Raw genomic sequence first — 19,448 nt, 5'->3', positions numbered from 1 at the left:
GCGCGGGGAGATGTCGAAACTTTCGAAAGCCGGCTCGGCGCACTCCGCCACCGGCTGGGCGCTCCTCGGGTTCACGGCGCTGGCGGCGACGCCGCTCGGATCGCTGACGGGACTGACCGGCGAGGCCGCCGCGACGCCGGCCGGTACCGGCGGTTCCTGGCCCTCCGCCCGGCCCACCGACCCCGGCGCGTACATCTCGTTCACTCCGCGATCCGGCGCCTTCCCGCTGGTCAAGGGCGGTAGGGCCGCCCCGGTCGTGGTCAGCGACCAGGACCACGAGGGTGTCCTCCGGGTGGCGGCGACCTCCAGGACGACATCGAGCGCGTCACCGGCGTCCGCCCCGCGCTCTCACGGAACACGGTGCCGAGCGGCCGTGAGGTCGTCCTCGTGGGCACCATCGGCCGCAGTCCGCTGATCGACGGGCTGATCGCCGCCGGCCGGCTGAAGGTCTCCGGGATCGCGGGAAGGTGGGAGACCAGCCTCCAGACCGTGGTGGAGAAACCGCTCCCGGGCGTGACCGCGCCTTCGTCATCGCCGGCAGCGACCAGCGCGGCACGATCTTCGGAGCGTACGACGTCTCCCGGGGCATCGGAGTGGCACCCTGGTACTGGTGGGACGACGTCGCCCCCGTCCATCGCGACGCGCTGTACGTCCTGCCCGGCCTGCACAGCCAGGGCACCCCCGCCGTCAAGTACCGCGGGTTCTTCATCAACGACGAGAACCCGGCCCTCGGCACCTGGGCGCCCGCCTTCTTCGGTCCCGGCAAGGCCCCCGGCTTCGAGGGCGGGTTCAACGCCGCCCTCTACGCGAAGATCTTCGAGGTGATGCTGCGCCTGAAGGCCAACTACCTCTGGCCGGCGGTCTGGGGCCGCGCCTTCGCCGAGGACGACCCGGCCAACCACGCCACCGCGAAGGCCTACGGCGTCGTGATGGGCACCTCGCACGAGGCACCCATGATGCGCGGCATCGAGGAGTGGAACCGGCACGCGGTCGCCGCCGTGCGCGACAGCGAGGGCAACGTCACCACGCCCGGCCACGACCCCTACGGCTGCACCGGCGAGTGGTCCTTCCGCCGCATGGCGGACGAGGACTTCGAAGGGGTGGTCACCCTCGGCATGCGCGGGAACGGCGACGTCAGCCTGCCGGACGGCGACGGCATCGAGCTGATGACCGAGATCATCGCCACCCAGCGCGGGATCCTCGCAGAGGAACTCGGCGCCGAGGACGCGATCCGGCAGGTGTGGACCCTCAGCCTGTTCACCACCGGGCCGGTGACGGTCTGGGCGTACCTCTCACCCCGGAACAACGCCCTGGCGGGCGACGGTCTCACCTACGCGGTCTCCTTCGACGACGACGCACCGCAGTCCGTCGACATCACCGGGGTCACCGGGTCCGACGACGGCGTCATGAACCCGCAGTGGGCCCGCAACACCTCGGACAACGTCAACCGCACCGCCACCACGCATCGCATCGGCCGGGCCGGTGCCCACGTGCTGAAATTCTGGATGGTCGACCCGACCGTGGTACTCCAGAACCTCGTGGTGGACACCGGCGGTCTCAAGCCCAGCTATCTGGGCCCGCCGGAGAGTCTCCGGCTGAGCTGACCGGAGCGGGACGAGGAGGCGGCAGGGATGAGCATCGAGATCCGGGACACCGAGGGACGCGGTGCGACGCTGGAGGTGGTCCCCGGGCCCGGGACGGGGCCCCTCCAGGTCGGGATCCTGGTCGAGGGCCACCCGGCGGGCGCCGCCTGGTCCTGCACCCCGGCTGCGGCCAGGGCGCTGGCCGCGGCCCTCGCCTCGGCGGCCGCCGAGGCGGAGAACGCGCGGTCGGCGGAGCCCGTCACCGTCAGGGCGTCCGAGCTGTTGCGCGGCGACGTACGGGACGGGGACCGGCTCATGACGGTGGAGACCGTCAGGACGGACGGAGCCGACGTCCAGGTGACCTGGACGTCGGGAGCCGGACGCAACTGGAGCCAGATGTACGGGGCCGACACCGAGATCCGGCTGCGGAGGCGCCTGCGCAAGGGGTGACGGGCGAGCCGTGCGCATCACTTAGTAATTCGACGATCGCCGTAGTACGGTGAATCTCGTAGTACGGTGAATCTCGTATGAAGCATGGAGCGGCGGTCCGGCATGCCCGGCCCGCCGCTCCGCCCGGCGCAACCCGAGGAATCGGAGTCCCCTGTGAGTGCACTGTTCGAGCCCTACGCCCTGCGGTCGCTGTCCGTTCCCAACCGCATCTGGATGGCCCCGATGTGCCAGTACAGCGCGGCGGCGACCGGTCCCGACACGGGGGCGGCCAACGACTGGCACTTCGCCCACTACGCCTCCCGTGCGGCCGGAGGCACTGGCCTCGTCCTGGTGGAGGCCACCGCCGTCAGCCCGGAGGGCAGGATCAGCCCCGCGGACCTCGGCATCTGGAACGACCGGCAGGCGGAGGCGTTCCGCCCGATCACCGCCTTCCTCGCCGGGCAGGGGACCGTCCCGGGCATCCAGCTCGCGCACGCCGGACGGAAGGCGTCCACCGACCGCCCGTGGCGCGGTGGAGCGGCCATCGGCGTCGACGACGCGGAGGGCTGGAAGCCGGTCGGCCCGAGCCCGCTCGCCTACGACGGGAGTCACACGGCGCCCGCCGAGCTGAGCACCGAGGAGATCCAGCAGATCGTGGGCCAGTTCGCCGACGCCGCCCGCCGGGCACTCGAAGCCGGCTTCCGGGTCGCCGAGATCCACGGGGCGCACGGCTATCTGATCGGTGAGTTCCTCTCCCCGCACAGCAACCACCGCACCGACGCCTACGGCGGCTCCTTCGAGAACCGCACACGCTTCGCGCTGGAGGTCGTGGACGCCGTACGCGCCGTGTGGCCGGAGGAACTCCCGCTGTTCTTCCGCATCTCCGCCACCGACTGGCTCACCGAGAACGCGGACGACCCGCGCGAGGGCTGGACCGCCGACGACACCGTCCGCCTGGCCCGCCGGCTGCTCGCGCACGGTGTCGACCTGCTGGACGTATCGACCGGCGGGCTCGCGCCGAAGGCCCGGATCCCGGTGGAGCCCGGCTACCAGGTGCCGTTCGCCGAGCGCGTCCGCACCGAGACCGGCCTCCCGGTGGCCGCCGTGGGGCTGATCACCGATCCCGTCCAGGCCGAGAAGATCCTCGCCGACGGCCACGCCGACGCCGTCCTGCTCGGCCGCGAACTGCTGCGTGACCCCTACTTCGCACGCAACGCCGCACGCGCGCTCGGCGGCGACGTCCAGGTGCCCGAACAGTACGGTTACGCGGTGTGACACCGCGTCCGTGGGTACGCTGAGCGACGATGTTCACTCCCGAGGGCCCCACGCTGCGCGAACTGGCCGTCCAGGCATTCTCCTCGACGATGCGCGGATACGACCTGCTCGCCCCGAAGTTCGACCTGACGCCCTACCGGACCCCGGACCGGGTGCTGGAAGCCGTCGCCGACGCGGTGCGGCCCCTCGGGCCGTTCGACCGCGGCCTCGACGTCTGCTGCGGCACCGGGGCCGGTGTGGGCGTGCTGCGTGGGCTCTGCCGTGAACGGGTCACCGGCGTCGACTTCAGTGCCGGCATGCTCGATGCCGCCCGGTCCGCGCACCTCGGGAGCGCGGAGGGTCCGGCGGTGGACTGGGTCCGGGCCGATGCCCTGGCGCTTCCGTTCACCCGGACCTTCGACCTGGCTCTCAGCTTCGGGGCGTTCGGCCACTTCCTGCCGGCCGAACGCCCCCGGCTGTTCGGCCAGGTGTACGAGGCGCTGCGGCCGGGCGGCCGGTTCGTCTTCCCGGTGGGTGCGCCGCCCGCGGTCGGCTCCAGGGCCTACTGGTCGCTGCTCGGCTTCGACGCGGCCATGCGGGTGCGCAACGCCCTGTGGCGGCCGCCCTTCGTCATGTACTACCGCACCTTCCCGCTCGCCGGGGTCGTGGACGATCTCGTGCGCACCGGGTTCACGGTGCGGCTCCTGCCGCTCGACGTGTTCGGCAGGAGGCCGGACGGCAGCCCGCGCGTCCGGCTCGTCGCGGCCTCCCGCGAGTAGGACCGCGGCGCGAGCTACGACGACTCTCGTACAATGAGATCCCCTGTTCGAAGTGGAGCCACCGTGACGACGAACACCGCTCGTGTGCTCGCCCATCCCTCGCGCGAGGAGATCCGCGTCGAGGGCGTGCTTCACGCGCTCTCCGACCCCATCAGGCTCCGGATCGTGCGCCAGCTGGCCGGCGCCGCGGACGAGCAGGCCTGCTCCCGCTTCGACCTCCCGGTGTCCAAGTCCACCACCACGCACCACTTCAGGGTGCTCCGTGAGAACGGCGTGATCACACAGTTCTACCGAGGCACGGCCAAGCTGAGCTGTGTGCGGACGGAGGATCTGGACGCCCTCTTCCCCGGCCTGCTGGAGAGTGTCCTCGGGGGAGCGGACCTGCAGGCCGAACGCCTCGGTCAGGGCTGAGGGGCCCCTCAGGCCATCAGCCCGCGCATCCGGTCGATCTCCACGGTCTGCTGGGCGACGACGTCGTTGGCCATCTCCTCCACCAGCACGTTGTTGCCGTCCGCGAGAGCCTCGGTCGCCATGGTGACCGCGCCCTGATGGTGAGTGATCATCAGCTCGAGGAAGAGCCGGTCGAAGGCCTTGCCCTGTTCGCCGCGCAACCTCTCGATCTGTTCGTCGGTGGCCATGCCGGGCATCGCGTCGTGGTCGTGCGTCTCCTCGTGCTCGTCACCACCGTTGTTCTTCAGCCACCCCGCCATGGCGCCGATCTCCGGCTTCTGCGCTGCCGAGATGCGCTTCGCGAGCCGTTCCACAGAGGTGGAGGACGCGCGCCCGGGCACGAGCGCGGTGAGTACGAGGGCCTGCTCGTGATGCTCGATCATCATGCGGGCGTAGCGGAAGTCGGCTGAGTTGGGGGTGTCGTCGCCGGCAGCCTTCGCCGCTTCCTCGGCCGACAGGGTCCGGGCCGGTTCGCCGGGCTTTCCGGGTGCCAGGACCGATGGGCCCTTGTCCGCACCGGCCTTCGCGCCCTCGTCGCCGCCGCCCCCGTCGCAGCCTCCCAGTGCGAGAACGGCTGCCGCGAGCGTCGTCAGCAGTGCGGTCGCGCGCACGCGTCGTGTCCGACGGGGCATCAACACGGTTACCTCCAGAGCCACTTGAGTGTGTTGCAGACCGTCCTTGCGCCGTCCACCGGTCGATGATCAAAAACTTTCATTACGTCTCTGTTGCCATCTATTGGTGTGTACATGAGAGGGACGATACTGCCGGGGTCCATGAACCGTCGTTCGACTGACGGATACAAGGGAGGACGCAGTGACCTCGTTGCACACCACCAGCGTGCGGCGCAGACGTCTGGGTGTGGCGGCAGCCGCGGCCGGGCTCATCGCCACGCTGTTCACGGCCGGACCCGCGGCCGCGACCCCCGACCCCGGAGACACCGCCACCACCCGCGGCGGTGTCTCCGTGAGCGAGCAGGCCGAAGCCAGGGCCGCCATCCGCAGCGGTGAGATACCCGGCGTGGACGAGATGGTCCACAGCGACAACATCGAGCACCTCACGAACATCCCCAAGGACGCGCTCCAGGGGCTCAACACGGACCTGGCCTTCCAGGGGTCCTACGCCTTCGCCGGCAACTACGACGGCTTCCGGATCTTCGACATCCGCAACCCGAAGAAGCCGAAGACCGTCGCACAGGTTCTGTGCCCCGGCTCGCAGAACGACATCTCGGTCTCCGGGAACCTGCTCTTCCTGTCGACCGACTCCTCGCGCAGCGACAACTCGTGTGCCAGCACGACCCAGCCCGCCACGGAGAAGTCCTCCTGGGAGGGCATGAAGGTCTTCGACATCAGCGACAAGCGCAACCCGAAGTACGTCGCCGCCGTCGAGACCGCCTGCGGCTCGCACACCCACACGATCGTTCCCGAGCGCAGGAGCGTGTACGTGTACGTCTCGTCCTACTCGCCGAACGAGACGTTCCCGGACTGTCAGCCCCCGCACGACGGGATCTCCGTCATCAAGGTGCCGCGCGGCGCTCCCGAGAACGCGCGGATCGTGAACTTCCCTGTCCTCTTCCCGGACGGGGGCAACCCGGGCGCACCGGACAACCCGGGCGTCTCGAAGACCACCGGATGCCACGACATCACCGTGCTGCCCTCGAAGGACCTGGCGGCCGGGGCGTGCATGGGGGACGGTCTGCTGTTCTCCATCAAGGACCCGGAGAACCCGAAGATCATCGACCGGGTGCAGGACAACGTGAACTTCGCCTTCTGGCACTCCGCGACCTTCAACCAGGGTGCCGGCAAGGTCGTGTTCACCGATGAGCTCGGCGGCGGCGGCGCGGCCACCTGCAACGACGAGATCGGCCCGAACCGCGGTGCCGACGGCATCTACGACATCAAGGGCCGGGGCGACCACCGCAAGCTGGTCTTCCGCAGCTACTTCAAGATCGACCGTCCGCAGGCCGACACCGAGGTCTGCGTCGCGCACAACGGCTCGATCATCCCGGTCAAGGGCCGCGACCTGATGGTCCAGGCCTGGTACCAGGGCGGGGTCTCCGTGTGGGACTTCACCAACTCCTCCAAGCCGAAGGAGATCGCGTACTTCGAGCGCGGTCCCGTCTCCACGGACGCGGTCACCACGGCCGGCCCGTGGTCGGCGTACTACTACAACGGCTACATCTACTCCAACGACATCGCGAAGGGCTTCGACGTCCTGAAGCTCGACGACCGGCGGACGGATCCGGCGGAGAAGGTGCGGCTGCCCGAGCTCAACGTGCAGACGCAGCCGGACTACTTCGACCGCTGATCCACGGGATGCTCCCGCGGTGAGAGCGAATGCCCCGCCGGGCGGTCACGCCCGGCGGGGCACCACTATCTCCATTGACCCGCAGGCGGTGCGGGGACATGCTGTACCCCTGATTCCGGCGATGCGGGGGATCGCCGGAATCAGCCGAGGCGCAGCATGGCCCCCCCGGGCTCAGGCGGCCGGCCGGACACTCGTTCCCGAGGCCGCTGCCCACTCCACGAGCAGGCGCTGATACGTCGTCTCGTCGTCCGGGGACAGCAGCCCGCCCGCGCGCTTCCACAGCGTCCGGATCTCTTCATTGACCACGGAGGCGGGGCGCACGGCGACGGACGGGTTCGGATACGGGGACATGTCCACCAAGCTAAACCCCCTCAGGGTGCCCTACCCCACTCATGGGCAGGGATATCCCTCACACCTCCTCCCGGAATCCTTCACGGACCGGGCCTGTCGGGCGCCTTTCCGGTCATTTCCGACAGCCTGAGAGCCCGCAGCCCGTCCGGCCGCTCCGACACGGGCAGGTGGTCCACGAAACGCACCTCACACCCGACGGCGGCGGCGCCCGCGTCCGCGTGGCGGTCGTCACCGACCATGACCACCTCCGCGGGATCGTGACCCAGCTCGGCGCACGCGGCGCGGAACAGGCGCGGATCGGGCTTCTGGATGCCGTGCTCGTAGGAGAGGACATACACGTCGACCCACTCGTCGAGGCCATGGGCCCGGAAGACGGGGCGCAGGTCCCAGCCGACGTTGCTCACGACACCGACCGCGACGCCGTCGCGGCGGAGCCCGCGCAGCACCTCGGCCGCGTCCGGGTACGGCTGCCAGGCCTCCGGGCTCATGTGGCGCTCGTACAGGTCGTCGTGCAGGGCGGGGTCCGGAAGGCTCACCTGGCGGCCCAGGCCGGTGTACGCCTCCCGGTGCAGCTCCGCACTGCTGTCGCGCCCCGCCCACGCGGCGGCCAGCCCCGGGGGGATCCGCTCGGCCGGAGGGCCTCCCGGGAGCGCTCCGGAGGCACTCAGCTCACGTGTGAACCGCTCGAAGTCGGGCTGCTCCACGTTGATGCCCCGCGCGTCGAGGACGGCGCGCAGCCACGTGTCGACGGTCTCGATCCGGAAGAGGGTCCCTGAGGAGTCGAAGAGTACGCCCTTGATCTGCATGAAGTGATCATGGCCGCCCCCGGGGCCGCCTACAAGGGCGGGCCGGGCTTCTCCTCGGACGACCGTGGGGCGCGCCCGGTGTACCCGGCGTATCCCGCCGCGGAGAGCGCGACCACCGTGACGCCCAGCACGGTGCCGCCCAGTACGTCGCTCAGCCAGTGCACACCCAGGTACACCCGCGTCCATGCCACACCGGCCACGGAGATCACGGCGAGCGCCGAGGCGCCCCACCACGCAGGGGCGGTCTGCGTGCCGTGGAGGCGCAGCAGCCACAGCAGCAGCCCGCAGGTCACGGCTGCGGTCATGACATGGCCCGAGGGGAAGGCCGCGTACTGCGCCGAGTCCACCGGGTCGGTCCATCGCGGGCGCTCCTTGCCCACGGCTGCCTTCAGCCCCTGCTGGACGAGCGTGGCGAGCAGGCTGGTCGCGGCGACCCACCCGGCGAGCAGCCGTGAGCCGCGCCACCACAGGGTGAGGACGACGGCGGCGGTCAGCACACGCATCGTCCAGGGATCCCATACCCAGTCCGTCAGCACCCGGTTGACGTGGACCCACCCCGGCCCGGTCACCGCGCGGCGGTGCAACGCCTCGGCCACCGTGGTGTCCAGCGAGGTCAGCGGCGCCCAGCGCGCCGCCACCAGCACGAGCAGGACGAGGGAGAGGGCGCCGCAGGCGAGGCCCGTGACGAGGAGGGGGGGCCGGGGGCGCGGGGGGAGTGCGGGGGAGTGCATGGGACTGATCCTCGTCCACGATCCGCGCGGCAAGCTATCCCAGGGCGCTGAGTCCCGGCACGAAGGCCACCAGCAGCGGAACGACCGGCACCAGCGCCGCAGCGGCGGTCAGTCGCAGCCGCCGGCCCGCGGTGAGGCGCTCCACCGGCGTGAGCAGCCGGTCGACCCTGAGGGGCACATGGGCTCCGGAGGCGGGGGCCGGTCCGAACACGCCCCGGTCCTCGTTGAGTTCGACCAGGGCGAGGGCGATCGTGAGGCGCCCGAAGCGCCGGGAGGCCACATCGTCCGCGGCCAGCTCGACCAGGCGGTGCATCTCGTCTCGGAACGCGGCGAACACCGGCACCTGCGGGAATCCGGACGCGAGCGCACCCGAGCAGTGCAGGAGCCAGTCGTGCCGGGCCTGGGCATGGCCCTGCTCGTGCGCCAGCACGGCATCGAGCTGACGTCCCTTCAGCCGACCGAGTGCCGTGGTGGTGATGACCAGTTGGGGCGCCGAGCCCGGCAGCCACCACGCATCGGGCCGCTCGCCCTCCAGGACCACCAGGCGTCCGCTGCCGGGCTCCTCGCCCGGCATCAGCGGGGAGCGGACCAGCAGTTCGGTGCGCCGCCGCCTGCGTCGGGACCGGGCCCGGTGGATCTCCCGTACGAGCATGGCGGCCGTCCACACCCCGCCGAGCGCCAGCAGGACCGCGATCACGGCCGACCACGGTCCGTACGCTCCCAGGGCGTAGGCCTCGACCACGCCGCGCGGGGCGGGGGCGAACACGTGGCCGCGGACCGCCTGCCAGGCGGCGGCCGCGCTGAGGGTCATGGAGAGCCCGAACGACAGCAGGACCCCCGCGACCACGCACTGCCACACCCACAGGGCCACGACCGGCTCACGCTCCGGCCACCGGGCCCTCGCCATCAGGCCCGGGGCCACGACGGCGGCCAGTGCACCGAGCAGCAGCAGCGCGAGGGAGACCAACATGGGCGTCAGCCTATGAGTGGCGTGCTGTCCACGGGTATGGCTCTGCGCGCCAAGTGACGTACGACACGGGGCACCGGGCCCGCCGTCTCACAGGGTGAGCAGCATGGCGAACATGGCCGTCCCCATGGCCAGTCTGCAGGCGAGGGCCAGCTCCGGTCGCCCGCCGGGGCCGACGCCGGTCGGAGCACCACCACCGACGGGAATTCCGACGGGCAGGGGGGCCGGTATCAGCCGCCCCGCGGAGCGCAGGACGTACAGCGCGTAGTACATGAGCAGCACCCCCGTCAGCACGGGCACGCCTCCGGCCGTGCCCGCCCCATGGCCGGCGTGACCGCCCCCGGCCGCGTGGGACGACCCCGGCGCCATGGCCAGGGCCATGTAGACCATGGCCAGTGAACCGACGAGATGGTGCAGATGGTGGCCGCCGTCCCCGGCGCGCGCGACCGCGCGCAGCGAGGCGGCGCCGAACACCACCGCGTACACCACCCAGGTCCACCCCGGGAGGGTCAGCAGGGCCGCGGGCACCGCCATCGCGGCCATCCCGAACCCCATCAGCGCCTCCGCACGCGCCGATCTGCGCTCCCGCTCCGTGCCGTCGCGGGCCCGCAGCAGGCAGTACGCCCCTGTGGCCCCGCACAACGCCATGAGCAGCCAGCCGGACAGCGCCGGTCCGTGCACGGTGCACCTCCCCCTGCGGCGAATGACGCCGGTGTCGTCCCATCGATGCCCCGTTCCTGATGTACCTACCGGGGCGCATTGGGGTACTGGGGGAGCGCGCCCCGGCCTGCGGGGGGCGGCCGGGGGCGGGTTAGTCTCGGAAACGCACAGCGGCAGCACACCACGGGAGAAGAGCCACATGGACATCGCACCGGCCACGGCACCGGCAGAACCGACCTTCCGCGACGCGACCGAGGACGACGTCCCGGTCCTGGTGCGGCTCGTGGAGAGTGCCTACCGGGGCGACGCGAGCAGGGCCGGGTGGACGACCGAGGCGGACATCCTCCAGGGGCAGCGCACCGACGCCGACGGAGTGCGCGAGGTGCTCGCGACCCCCTCGGGCCGGGTCCTCGTCGCCGAGCAGGACGGCGTCCCGGTCGCCTGCTGTCAGCTCGAACGCCGCGGTGAGGCCGCCTACTTCGGCATGTTCGCGGTCACGCCGGAGCTGCAGGGCGCCGGCCTGGGCAAGGTGATCATCGCCGAGGCCGAGCGCACGGCGCGTGAGGACTGGGGCGTGAGCGAGATGCACATGACGGTGATCTCGGTCCGCGGGGAGCTGATCGCCTGGTACGAGCGCCGGGGCTACCGTCGTACGGGAGAGCTGACGCCCTTCCCGTACGGCGACGAGCGCTTCGGCATCCCGCAGCGCGACGACCTCACGTTCGAGCTGCTGGTCAAGGAGTTGTAGGGAGCGGCGACGCCTGCCGGGCAGGCCGGCCCGGCTCAGGCGGTGAAGCGTCCGGCGCGCCGGATCTCCGGGTAGTCGGTCGTCGCGCCGTCCAGCCCCAGTGCGCGGACGAGCCGCAGCTGGTCCTGGGTGTTGACCACCCACCCGATCACCTTCAGGCCCTCCGCGTGCGCCTGCTCGACCACCTCGAGGGTGAGCCGGCGGATGTTCAGGGCGAGCGTCGCGGCGCCCGCCGCCTTCGCCCGCTCCACCACGTCGCCCTCCCAGCGGCTGGCGATGAGCACCGTCCGCACCCCTGGGACCAACTGCGCGATCTCGGCGACCGCCTCGTCGTGGAACGAGGAGACCTCGACACGGCCGGCCAGATCCCGCCGCAGCATCACCTCGGCCAGGGCCCTCGCGGCCGCCACGTCCTTGATCTCGGCCTGGACGGGCGAGCCGATCGCGTCGAGCACCTCCTCGAAGACGGGCACCCGCTCGCCCTGGCCGGCGTCGAGCTCCCGGAGCTCCGCCAGCGTCTTCTCCGAGATCAGCCCCCGTCCGTCCGTGGTGCGGTCCACTGCGGCGTCGTGCATCACGGCGAGTGCGCCGTCCTTGCTGAGATGGAGATCCAGCTCGACGGCGTCCATGCCGGCCTGCTCGGCGTGCGTGAACGAGCGGAGTGTGTTCTCCGGTTCGACGCCCATGACCCCGCGATGACCGATGGTGAGAAAAGTCAAGGCACTCCCGCTTCCGTCCGTCGTGTCCGCCCCGCGTGCGGCTCATACCCCCAGGGAACCAGTTCGCGCGTGCGGGATGCCCTCCGCCCGGTGACTCAGACGGAAGAAGTTGCCGTATGCGGGTGTGGCAGGAAAAATAACGGTGAACATGGAGAACGGCAGGATAATTTTCTGACCCCCACTTGTCCGAAGGAACCGGTCATGGATACGGTTGCTTGACGAGAGGTTCTCCCGTGAAGGAAGTGTCATGACGGAAATTCTTGAGCAAGCCACCGCCAGAGACCGGACGTCTGCTGCCCAGCGGGTCGTGGAGCACCCGGCCTGGCCCTCGCTCAAGAGCGCCGTGGAGGAGCTCCGCCCCTGGCAGTCCAAGGACGGATCCATAGACTTCGCGGCGGACGGCGCCCCGTCCCCCGAGGCCGCCGGAGCCGTCGTCGAGCGCGTGGTCGCCGCGGTCCGGCAGCTCTCCCCCCTGCTTCCGCACGACGAGGCCTACCACCGGGCACTCGTCACCGACCTGCGCCGCTGGGCCGCGGACGGCTTCGGCGTGCCGGACTTCCTCGACTCGCTGCTGGCCTTCCAGCCCGCCAAGGACCGCGCCGACGGCCTCCAGCACCTCGTCGTCTTCGCGATGTACACGCAGAACGGCAACCCGGACCGCAATCTCGAAGCGGTCGTGCTGCGGATGGTGTGGCCCCAGTGGCTCGCCGACCTCGAGGCGACGCGTTACGACAACCCGCTGTTCTGCGGGATCACCTTCGAGGACTTCACCTCGGGGTACGACACCAACTCCGCTGTGCTCTTCCCCGAGACCATCGCCGTGCGGGAAGCTCCCGAGCGCTTCAGCTGGGGTGGCATCTTCTGCGACCGTGAAGCCGCCCGCTTCCGCCGCGTGACCGAGGCTTCAGTGGATCTGCTGGGCCTCGACCTGCCCGAGGACATCCGCGAGATGCTCGGCGACCAGAAGCGCTGCGAGCAGGCCTTCGTGCTCTGGGACATGGTCCACGACCGCACGCACAGCCACGGCGACCTGCCGTTCGACCCCTTCATGATCAAGCAGCGCCAGCCGTTCTGGATGTACGGCCTCGAGGAGCTGCGCTGCGACCTCACCGCCTTCAGGGAGGCCGTGAAGCTGGAGGCCGACGGCTTCGAGCAGGGGCGTGACGTGCAGTTCGCCGTGCTCTTCGACCGGATGTTCCGCTTCCCCGTCACCGGCGAGCGCGTGCGCAACTACGACGGCCTCGGCGGCCAGCTGCTCTTCGCCTACCTCCACAAGCACGACGTGGTCCGCTGGACCGACAACACCCTCAAGATCGACTGGGACCGCGCCCCGCAGGTGACCAACCAGCTCTGCGGTGAGATCGAGACGCTCTACCGCGAGGGCATCGACCGGCCCAAACTGGTGCACTGGTTCGCGGCGTACGACCTGGTCTCGACCTATCTCGCACCCCACCCGGGATCCCACTGGGCCAAGGGACCCGACGCCCTGGACCTCACACAACCCCCTCGCAAGCTCGTCGACGACGTGCTTCCCGACGAGTTTCCCCTGAGCATGTTCTATGAGGCGCTCTCCAAGAAGCTGAAGCACGTGATCGCCTCCACCAAGGGGATCACTGCGGCGGACTCCGGGCGGGCAGCCGCGTGAGCGTGGGTTCTGAGGAGGCGGTGGCGATGAACGGAACAGCCGGGGCCGACAGCGGTGTGCTCGAAGGCGCGGTGATCGCGGTGGCCGGGGCAGCGGGCCCCGCGGGCCGGGCCACGTTGCTCAGGCTCGCCGAGGCGGGGGCGACCGTGGTCGCCTCCGACGCGAATCCCGAGCGGCTCGTCGAAGCGGTCGACGCGGCTCGCTACGCGCACGGAGGGGCGACCGTCACCGGCGACACGGTCGATCTCCTCGATCCGAAAGCCGCGCGGGAGTGGGCCCTCAAGACGGAGAAGGAGTTCGGACGGGTCGACGGCCTGGTCCATCTCGTCGGCGGCTGGCGCGGCGGATCAGGCTTCGCCGACACCAGCCTCGCCGACTGGGATTTCCTCGAGAAACTGCTGATCCGCACGGTCCAGTCCACGTCGCTCGCCTTCCAGGAGGTCCTCCAGCGCAGCGACCGGGGCCGGTACGTGCTGATCAGCGCGGCCGGGGCCAGCAGCCCCACCGCAGGCAACGCGGCCTACTCCGCGTCCAAGGCGGCGGCCGAGGCGTGGACCCTCGCCCTCGCCGACGCCTTCCGCAAGGCGGGGGGCGACGCGGGGCCGACATCGGCTGCTGCGATCCTGGTCGTCAAGGCACTGGTGCACGACGCGATGCGCGCCGAGCGCCCGAATGCGAAGTTCGCGGGCTTCACGGACGTATCGGAGCTGGCCGAGGCCATCGCCGGGGTCTGGGACATGCCCGCCGGAGAAGTGAACGGAAAGCGTCTGTGGCTGACCCCGCAACCGTAAGGACCGATGCGCGACGTCACCACGACCCCCAGGTGCGCGGATTCGCGAGTGACAACTACGCCGGAGCGCACCCGGAGGTCCTCGCGGCCCTGGCCCTCGCCAACGGGGGCCACCAGGTCGCCTACGGAGAGGACGACTACACCGGGCACCTCCAGCGGGTCATGCACAGCCACTTCGGTCCCACGGCCGAGGCCTTCCCCGTCTTCAACGGCACCGGGGCCAACGTCCTCGCACTCCAGGCGCTGACCGACCGCTGGGGCGCGGTGATCTGCGCCGAGTCCGCCCACATCAACGTGGACGAGGGCGGGGCGCCGGAGCGGGTGGGAGGACTGAAGCTGCTCACCGTGCCGACTCCGGACGGCAAGCTGACGCCCGAGCTCATCGACCGGGAGGCGTACGGCTGGGACGACGAGCACCGGGCGATGCCGCAGGTCGTCTCGATCACCCAGAACACCGAGCTCGGCACCGTCTACACGCCCGGCGAGATCCGGGCCATCTGCGACCACGCCCATGAACGGGGCATGAAGGTCCACCTCGACGGAGCCCGGATAGCCAACGCCGCCGCGTCGCTGGACGTGCCGATGCGCACCTTCACCAACACGGTCGGTGTCGACGTGCTCTCCTTCGGCGGCACCAAGAACGGCGCGCTCTTCGGCGAGGCCGTCGTCGTCCTGGACCCGGAGTCGGTCCGGGCCATGAAGCATCTGCGCAAGCTGTCGATGCAGCTGGCCTCCAAGATGCGCTTCGTCTCGGTCCAGCTCGAGGCGCTGCTCGCGCGCGACCTCTGGCTGCGCAACGCCCGCCACGCCAATGCCATGGCCCAGCGGCTCGCCGAGGGCGTCCGGGCGGTGGACGGCGTGGAGATCCTCCACCCCGTCCAGGCCAACGCCGTCTTCGCGCGGCTGCCGCACGCGGTGACCGAGCGGCTGCAGAAGCGGTTCCGCTTCTACTTCTGGGACGAGAAGGCCGGAGACGTCCGCTGGATGTGCGCCTTCGACACCCGTGAGGACGACGTCGACGCCTTCGTGCTGGCGCTCAAGGAAGAGATGGCGCGGCAGTAACGGATCGAGCGTGCGGCCGGCCGGGGACGTGATCGTCCCCGGCCGGCCGCGTCGCCGTGCCCGGCGGCGTCCGAGGCGATCGGCCTCGGGGCGCCGCCGGGCCGGGCCCGTGACCTGGTGTGACGTTTCCTCGTCACACGCCCGGTCAGCCGTGCTCGCGCACCTCTGCGGGCGTCGGAGCGGTACCGCCGAGATGCGCCGGAACCCACCAGGTGTCCGCCGCGTCCTTGGGCCGCACCGGATAGGCGCGCTGAGCGGCTTCGAGGAGTTCCTGGACGCGCTCGCGCAGCCGCCGGGTGATCGCACCCGCGTACTGGTCGGCGGGTGCCTCCACGGCCTCGCCCACGCGGATCGTGATCGGGGTGTGGCTGCGCCGGAAGTTGCGCGGGCGCCCCTTGGTCCAGATCCGCTGGGTGCCCCACAGCGCCATCGGGATCAGCGGTACGCCGGCTTCCTGCGCCAGTCGCGCGGCGCCCGACTTGAAGCTCTTCAGCGTGAAGGACTGCGAGATGGTCGCCTCGGGGAACACTCCGACGATCTCGCCCGAGCGCAGGGAGGCCAGGGCGTGCGCGTAGGCGTCCTCGCCCTGGTTGCGGTCGACGGGGATGTGCTTCATGCCGCGCATCAGCGGGCCGGACACCTTGTGCCGGAACACCGACTCCTTCGCCATGAAGCGGACGAGCCGCTTCTGGGGCAGGGCGCCGAGTCCGGTGAAGATGAAGTCCAGATAGCTGATGTGGTTGCTGACCAGAACCGCGCCACCGGTCTTCGGGATGTGCTCCGAACCCTGGGTGTCGATCTTCAGGTCGAGCGCCTTGAACAGCGTGCGAGCGGCGCCGATGACCGGCCGATAGACGAGTTCTGCCATCTGGATGAAGACCCTTCTTCAATGCCTGGGGAGGGTTCTCCCGGCGGAAGTTACGCAGCCGTAGGTTTTCGGCATTGGGGCGATCGTGCCCCATGTGCGACGCCGTGGCCAGCCCCTAAGGGCCCGGGGCGGGAGATTCTCGTCACGTGAATCCTCCGGGAATGTAATGAGGCCGCAGGGTGCTGACCCTTTGCGCGGAGTTCTGAGAGGGAGGCCTGAATGGACGGGCGGACGGCTGCCGACACGCTGGACGCGGCCCAACTCGGCGCGGAGCTGGGGGATCGGGCCACCCTGGTGCAGTTCTCGAGCGCGTTCTGCCAGCCGTGCCGTGCCACCCGGCGGACACTCGCGGAGGTCGCGGGGATGGTCGAGGGCGTCGCCCACGTCGAGATCGACGCCGAGGCCCGTCTCACGCTCGTACGCGGCCTCGGCATCACCAGAACGCCCACGGTCCTCGTGCTCGACGCGTCGGGCCGCATCGTGCGCCGGGCGGCGGGTCAGCCTCGTACGGCGGATGTCGTCGCCGCTCTGGGGCAGGCGATGTGACGGACCGTGACGCATCTCCCACATGACGGGATGCACTTGACTGTGCACGCCACGCATCGTCACTCTGACGCTATGCCGCCAGAACCCCTTCTCTCCGGCCGGGGCCACGCCGACCTCGTGCGCCCTGCGAGCGCGCGCTGTCCGGGTGCCTGACGAACCACGGACCCGTACGTCTCCTCGTAGAAGGATCTCTCCATGACGGCCTCGCCCGATCTCGGCACTCCCCGGACGGCTGCCCCCGAACTGCTCCGTTCCGTCTTCCGGCAGCACGCCGCCGGGGTCGCCGTCATCACCGCCGCGGGCGTGGGCCCGGTCGGCTTCACCGCGACCTCGCTCAACTCCGTCGCCGCCGAGCCGCCGCTCATCTCCTTCGGTGTGGGCACCGGGTCCTCGAGCTGGCCCGTGGTCGCGGAGGCGGACCACGTCGGCGTGCACATACTCGGCGAGGACCAGCAGGAGCTGGCCGCGACGTTCGCCCGCAGCGGAGCCGACCGGTTCGGCCCGTCCACCGACTGGCGCACCGGCCCGGAGGGGGTGCCCCTCCTGGGGGGAGTGGTGGCCTGGCTGGTCTGCCGGGTCGTGGCCCGGGTCCCGGCGGGCGACCACCGCATCGTGATCGCCGAGGTGGTGGCGGGGGACCCCTCCGGAGGAGGCCGGCCGCTGGTCTACCACCAGGGCCGATTCACGGCTCTGCGAGACTGAGGGCGAGCAAGGCGGAACCGGGGCCCGGCCGTTGGCTACGTCACAGTTCCAAGCGCTTGCTTATGGGTAACGTACTGGGTGTACTGGCGAGTAATATTTCAGCCGGGGGCTCGGTCGCCCCGACCGGAAACCGCCCGATAAGGCGCCTATGCTGCGTGCAACAAGGCAGCCCAGAAATGACGATGCAGTAGGAGAGCCGGCGTGAGCTTGAGGATCGTTGTCTGTGTGAAGTACGTGCCCGACGCCACCGGCGACCGGCACTTCGCCGATGACCTGACCCTGGACCGTGACGACGTCGACGGTCTGCTGTCGGAGCTCGACGAGTACGCGGTCGAGCAGGCACTGCAGATCGCCGACAAGGCGGACGACGCGGAGATCACCGTGCTCACGGTGGGCCCCGAGGACGCCAAGGACGCGCTGCGCAAGGCGCTGTCGATGGGCGCCGACAAGGCCGTCCACGTCGAGGACGACGACCTGCACGGCACCGACGTCATCGGCACCTCCCTGGTCCTGGCCAAGGCCGTGGAGAAGACCGGTTACGACCTGGTCGTCTGCGGCATGGCCTCGACCGACGGCACCATGGGCGTGCTCCCGGCGCTGCTCGCGGAGCGCCTCGGCGTCCCGCAGGTCACGCTCCTGTCCGAGGTCTCGGTCGAGGGCGGCGCCGTCAAGGGCCGCCGTGACGGCGACACCGCGAGCGAGCAGCTCGAGGCGTCCCTGCCGGCCGTGGTCTCCGTGACCGACCAGTCGGGCGAGGCCCGCTACCCGTCCTTCAAGGGCATCATGGCGGCGAAGAAGAAGCCGGTCGAGTCCCTGGACCTCGAGGACCTCGAGATCGAGGCGGACGAGGTCGGCCTTGGCGGCTCCTGGAGCGCGGTCGACTCCGCGGCAGAGCGTCCCGCCCGCACGGCGGGCACGATCGTCAAGGACGAGGGCGAGGGCGGCAAGCAGCTGGCCGAGTTCCTCGCGGGCCAGAAGTTCATCTGAGCCCCGGCCGTACCTCCACCGCCCCGCCCTTCCTCGCACGCAGGAGATTGAAGTCCCATGGCTGAAGTTCTCGTCTATGTCGACCACGTGGACGGTGCCGTCCGCAAGCCCACCCTGGAGCTGCTGACGCTCGCCCGCCGCATCGGCGAGCCCGTGGCCGTCGCCCTCGGCAACGGGGCCGCCGACACCGCCGCCGCGCTCGCCGAGCACGGCGCGGTCAAGGTGCTCACCGCCGACGCACCGGAGTTCGCCGACTACCTCGTCGTACCGAAGGTGGACGCGCTGCAGGCCGCCTGCGACGCGGTCTCCCCGGCCGCCGTGCTGCTGCCCTCCTCGGCCGAGGCCAAGGAGATCGCCGCGCGCCTCGCGCTTCGCATCGGCTCCGGCATCATCACCGACGCCGTCGACCTGGAGGCCGGCGACTCCGGCCCGGTCGCCACGCAGTCGGCGTTCGCCGCCTCGTACACCACCAAGTCCCGAGTCTCCAAGGGCACTCCGGTCATCACGGTCAAGCCGAACTCGGCCGCAGTCGAGGCCGCTCCGGCCGCAGGCGCCGTCGAGGCCCTCGCGGTCACCTTCTCCGCGACGGCCACCGGCACCAAGGTCCTCTCCCGCACCCCGCGCGAGTCGACCGGCCGTCCGGACCTGACCGAGGCCGCGATCGTCGTCTCCGGCGGCCGTGGCGTCAACGGCGCGGAGAACTTCGCGATCATCGAGGCGCTCGCGGACTCCCTCGGTGCGGCCGTCGGTGCCTCGCGTGCCGCGGTCGACGCCGGCTGGTACCCGCACACCAACCAGGTCGGCCAGACCGGCAAGAGCGTCTCCCCGCAGCTGTACATCGCCTCGGGCATCTCCGGCGCGATCCAGCACCGGGCCGGCATGCAGACCTCGAAGACCATCGTCGCGGTCAACAAGGACGCCGAGGCCCCGATCTTCGACCTCGTCGACTACGGCGTCGTCGGAGACCTCTTCGACGTCGTCCCGCAGCTCACCGACGAGGTCAAGTCCCGCAAGGGCTGATCCGGCAGGAGCTGTGCCCGTACGACGGCCCGGGGCCGCGTGGTGTT

General features: G+C 70.7%; 23 protein-coding genes and 1 pseudogene. 15 read left to right on the top strand and 9 right to left on the bottom strand.

Annotated elements, in window-relative coordinates; translation table 11 throughout:
- Positions 1 to 204: hypothetical protein (locus B9S57_RS35430; RefSeq protein WP_258036388.1), on the bottom strand; the 204-nt coding region annotated here is incomplete at its 3' end.
- Between B9S57_RS35430 and B9S57_RS14335 the strand changes: the two are divergent.
- From B9S57_RS14335 to B9S57_RS14315, 6 genes and pseudogenes are all read left to right on the top strand, one after another.
- Positions 104 to 1,250: pseudogene (locus B9S57_RS14335) on the top strand (glycosyl hydrolase 115 family protein); the annotation flags it as partial. The gene B9S57_RS35430 and the pseudogene B9S57_RS14335 sit on opposite strands and share 101 nt — an antisense overlap.
- Positions 1,239 to 1,604, top strand: a complete 366-nt coding sequence (locus tag B9S57_RS36385) for a hypothetical protein (protein WP_374935937.1) — start codon at positions 1,239 to 1,241, stop codon at positions 1,602 to 1,604. The pseudogene B9S57_RS14335 and the gene B9S57_RS36385, both read left to right, overlap by 12 nt.
- Positions 1,605 to 1,631: 27 nt before the next feature.
- Positions 1,632 to 2,033: a hypothetical protein gene (locus B9S57_RS14330; RefSeq protein WP_103515958.1), complete on the top strand. Its 402-nt coding sequence runs from the start codon at positions 1,632 to 1,634 to the stop codon at positions 2,031 to 2,033.
- Positions 2,034 to 2,186: 153 nt separating this feature from the next.
- A complete protein-coding gene (locus B9S57_RS14325) occupies positions 2,187 to 3,287 on the top strand; it encodes an NADH:flavin oxidoreductase/NADH oxidase (protein WP_103515957.1) in 1,101 nt (366 codons plus the stop codon).
- 29 nt (positions 3,288 to 3,316) lie between these two features.
- Positions 3,317 to 4,045, top strand: coding sequence for a class I SAM-dependent methyltransferase (locus B9S57_RS14320; protein ID WP_103515956.1), 729 nt, complete (start codon positions 3,317 to 3,319; stop codon positions 4,043 to 4,045).
- Positions 4,046 to 4,078: 33 nt separating this feature from the next.
- Positions 4,079 to 4,456 (top strand): helix-turn-helix transcriptional regulator, encoded by a 378-nt coding sequence (locus B9S57_RS14315; protein WP_181011344.1) that lies wholly within the window; start codon positions 4,079 to 4,081, stop codon positions 4,454 to 4,456.
- Between the two features lie 8 nt (positions 4,457 to 4,464).
- Here the strand turns inward: B9S57_RS14315 and B9S57_RS14310 are convergent, their stop codons facing one another.
- A complete protein-coding gene (locus B9S57_RS14310) occupies positions 4,465 to 5,127 on the bottom strand; it encodes a DUF305 domain-containing protein (RefSeq protein WP_103515954.1) in 663 nt (220 codons plus the stop codon).
- Between the two features lie 181 nt (positions 5,128 to 5,308).
- Here B9S57_RS14310 and B9S57_RS14305 point away from each other — a divergent pair, with 181 nt between their 5' ends.
- Positions 5,309 to 6,799 carry an LVIVD repeat-containing protein gene (locus B9S57_RS14305; protein ID WP_103515953.1) on the top strand — a complete coding sequence of 497 codons (1,491 nt, stop codon included), beginning with the start codon at positions 5,309 to 5,311 and terminating at the stop codon, positions 6,797 to 6,799.
- A gap of 171 nt (positions 6,800 to 6,970) precedes the next feature.
- On the opposite strand, the gene B9S57_RS14300 is transcribed toward B9S57_RS14305, so the two are convergent.
- From B9S57_RS14300 to B9S57_RS14280, 5 genes are all read right to left on the bottom strand, one after another.
- Positions 6,971 to 7,150, bottom strand: a complete 180-nt coding sequence (locus tag B9S57_RS14300) for a hypothetical protein (protein ID WP_103515976.1) — start codon at positions 7,148 to 7,150, stop codon at positions 6,971 to 6,973.
- Between the two features lie 80 nt (positions 7,151 to 7,230).
- Complete coding sequence (locus B9S57_RS14295) at positions 7,231 to 7,956, bottom strand: HAD family hydrolase (RefSeq protein ID WP_103515952.1); 726 nt, start codon at positions 7,954 to 7,956, stop codon at positions 7,231 to 7,233.
- Between the two features lie 29 nt (positions 7,957 to 7,985).
- Positions 7,986 to 8,687 carry a phosphatase PAP2 family protein gene (locus tag B9S57_RS14290; protein ID WP_103515951.1) on the bottom strand — a complete coding sequence of 234 codons (702 nt, stop codon included), beginning with the start codon at positions 8,685 to 8,687 and terminating at the stop codon, positions 7,986 to 7,988.
- Between the two features lie 34 nt (positions 8,688 to 8,721).
- Entirely contained in the window at positions 8,722 to 9,657 is a 936-nt protein-coding gene (locus B9S57_RS14285) for a M56 family metallopeptidase (protein WP_103515950.1), read from the bottom strand.
- An 87-nt stretch (positions 9,658 to 9,744) separates the two neighbouring features.
- Positions 9,745 to 10,335 carry a DUF5134 domain-containing protein gene (locus B9S57_RS14280; RefSeq protein WP_103515949.1) on the bottom strand — a complete coding sequence of 197 codons (591 nt, stop codon included), beginning with the start codon at positions 10,333 to 10,335 and terminating at the stop codon, positions 9,745 to 9,747.
- Positions 10,336 to 10,513: 178 nt separating this feature from the next.
- Here B9S57_RS14280 and B9S57_RS14275 point away from each other — a divergent pair, with 178 nt between their 5' ends.
- Positions 10,514 to 11,062 (top strand): GNAT family N-acetyltransferase, encoded by a 549-nt coding sequence (locus B9S57_RS14275; protein ID WP_103515948.1) that lies wholly within the window; start codon positions 10,514 to 10,516, stop codon positions 11,060 to 11,062.
- 35 nt (positions 11,063 to 11,097) lie between these two features.
- Here B9S57_RS14275 and B9S57_RS14270 read toward each other — a convergent pair whose 3' ends face one another.
- The gene (locus tag B9S57_RS14270; protein ID WP_103515947.1) at positions 11,098 to 11,781 is read right to left on the bottom strand and encodes a glycerophosphodiester phosphodiesterase family protein; all 684 of its coding nucleotides are present in this window, start codon (positions 11,779 to 11,781) and stop codon (positions 11,098 to 11,100) included.
- Positions 11,782 to 12,028: 247 nt separating this feature from the next.
- Here B9S57_RS14270 and B9S57_RS14265 point away from each other — a divergent pair, with 247 nt between their 5' ends.
- Genes B9S57_RS14265 through B9S57_RS14255 form a run of 3 tightly spaced genes read left to right on the top strand, consistent with a single transcriptional unit; the run spans position 12,029 to position 15,278 of the window.
- Positions 12,029 to 13,426 carry a DUF6421 family protein gene (locus tag B9S57_RS14265; RefSeq protein WP_103515946.1) on the top strand — a complete coding sequence of 466 codons (1,398 nt, stop codon included), beginning with the start codon at positions 12,029 to 12,031 and terminating at the stop codon, positions 13,424 to 13,426.
- A 26-nt stretch (positions 13,427 to 13,452) separates the two neighbouring features.
- Positions 13,453 to 14,217: an SDR family NAD(P)-dependent oxidoreductase gene (locus B9S57_RS14260; RefSeq protein WP_103515945.1), complete on the top strand. Its 765-nt coding sequence runs from the start codon at positions 13,453 to 13,455 to the stop codon at positions 14,215 to 14,217.
- Positions 14,196 to 15,278: a low specificity L-threonine aldolase gene (locus B9S57_RS14255; protein ID WP_103515944.1), complete on the top strand. Its 1,083-nt coding sequence runs from the start codon at positions 14,196 to 14,198 to the stop codon at positions 15,276 to 15,278. The genes B9S57_RS14260 and B9S57_RS14255 overlap by 22 nt, the downstream gene beginning before the upstream one ends.
- 145 nt (positions 15,279 to 15,423) lie before the next feature.
- On the opposite strand, the gene B9S57_RS14250 is transcribed toward B9S57_RS14255, so the two are convergent.
- Positions 15,424 to 16,146: a 1-acyl-sn-glycerol-3-phosphate acyltransferase gene (locus B9S57_RS14250; RefSeq protein ID WP_103515943.1), complete on the bottom strand. Its 723-nt coding sequence runs from the start codon at positions 16,144 to 16,146 to the stop codon at positions 15,424 to 15,426.
- Between the two features lie 219 nt (positions 16,147 to 16,365).
- Between B9S57_RS14250 and B9S57_RS14245 the strand changes: the two genes are divergently transcribed.
- The 4 genes from B9S57_RS14245 to B9S57_RS14230 all read left to right on the top strand — a co-directional run bounded on the left by B9S57_RS14245 (position 16,366) and on the right by B9S57_RS14230 (position 19,401).
- Positions 16,366 to 16,692: a thioredoxin family protein gene (locus tag B9S57_RS14245; protein WP_103515942.1), complete on the top strand. Its 327-nt coding sequence runs from the start codon at positions 16,366 to 16,368 to the stop codon at positions 16,690 to 16,692.
- 195 nt (positions 16,693 to 16,887) lie between these two features.
- Positions 16,888 to 17,394: a flavin reductase family protein gene (locus B9S57_RS14240; protein WP_103515941.1), complete on the top strand. Its 507-nt coding sequence runs from the start codon at positions 16,888 to 16,890 to the stop codon at positions 17,392 to 17,394.
- A 201-nt stretch (positions 17,395 to 17,595) separates the two neighbouring features.
- Entirely contained in the window at positions 17,596 to 18,381 is a 786-nt protein-coding gene (locus B9S57_RS14235) for an electron transfer flavoprotein subunit beta/FixA family protein (RefSeq protein WP_103515940.1), read from the top strand.
- Between the two features lie 57 nt (positions 18,382 to 18,438).
- Complete coding sequence (locus B9S57_RS14230) at positions 18,439 to 19,401, top strand: electron transfer flavoprotein subunit alpha/FixB family protein (RefSeq protein ID WP_103515939.1); 963 nt, start codon at positions 18,439 to 18,441, stop codon at positions 19,399 to 19,401.
- Positions 19,402 to 19,448 lie beyond the last annotated feature (47 nt).

The organism is Streptomyces sp. SM10 (assembly GCF_002910915.1).
GTDB lineage: Bacteria > Actinomycetota > Actinomycetes > Streptomycetales > Streptomycetaceae > Streptomyces.
This window is presented reverse-complemented; position numbering and strand designations above follow the sequence as displayed.

What these genes read in the sequence shown, in the direction of transcription:
- B9S57_RS14285 (WP_103515950.1), bottom strand. Translation starts at nt 9,657, where the DNA reads ATGTTGGTCTCCCTCGCGCTGCTGCTGCTCGGTGCACTGGCCGCCGTC.
- B9S57_RS14295 (WP_103515952.1), bottom strand. Translation starts at nt 7,956, where the DNA reads ATGCAGATCAAGGGCGTACTCTTCGACTCCTCAGGGACCCTCTTCCGG.
- B9S57_RS14300 (WP_103515976.1), bottom strand. Translation starts at nt 7,150, where the DNA reads ATGTCCCCGTATCCGAACCCGTCCGTCGCCGTGCGCCCCGCCTCCGTG.
- B9S57_RS14260 (WP_103515945.1), top strand. Translation starts at nt 13,453, where the DNA reads ATGAACGGAACAGCCGGGGCCGACAGCGGTGTGCTCGAAGGCGCGGTG.
- B9S57_RS14330 (WP_103515958.1), top strand. Translation starts at nt 1,632, where the DNA reads ATGAGCATCGAGATCCGGGACACCGAGGGACGCGGTGCGACGCTGGAG.
- B9S57_RS14230 (WP_103515939.1), top strand. Translation starts at nt 18,439, where the DNA reads ATGGCTGAAGTTCTCGTCTATGTCGACCACGTGGACGGTGCCGTCCGC.
- B9S57_RS14310 (WP_103515954.1), bottom strand. Translation starts at nt 5,127, where the DNA reads ATGCCCCGTCGGACACGACGCGTGCGCGCGACCGCACTGCTGACGACG.
- B9S57_RS14250 (WP_103515943.1), bottom strand. Translation starts at nt 16,146, where the DNA reads ATGGCAGAACTCGTCTATCGGCCGGTCATCGGCGCCGCTCGCACGCTG.
- B9S57_RS14245 (WP_103515942.1), top strand. Translation starts at nt 16,366, where the DNA reads ATGGACGGGCGGACGGCTGCCGACACGCTGGACGCGGCCCAACTCGGC.
- B9S57_RS14265 (WP_103515946.1), top strand. Translation starts at nt 12,029, where the DNA reads ATGACGGAAATTCTTGAGCAAGCCACCGCCAGAGACCGGACGTCTGCT.
- B9S57_RS14240 (WP_103515941.1), top strand. Translation starts at nt 16,888, where the DNA reads ATGACGGCCTCGCCCGATCTCGGCACTCCCCGGACGGCTGCCCCCGAA.
- B9S57_RS14315 (WP_181011344.1), top strand. Translation starts at nt 4,079, where the DNA reads ATGAGATCCCCTGTTCGAAGTGGAGCCACCGTGACGACGAACACCGCT.
- B9S57_RS14290 (WP_103515951.1), bottom strand. Translation starts at nt 8,687, where the DNA reads ATGCACTCCCCCGCACTCCCCCCGCGCCCCCGGCCCCCCCTCCTCGTC.
- B9S57_RS14275 (WP_103515948.1), top strand. Translation starts at nt 10,514, where the DNA reads ATGGACATCGCACCGGCCACGGCACCGGCAGAACCGACCTTCCGCGAC.
- B9S57_RS14320 (WP_103515956.1), top strand. Translation starts at nt 3,317, where the DNA reads ATGTTCACTCCCGAGGGCCCCACGCTGCGCGAACTGGCCGTCCAGGCA.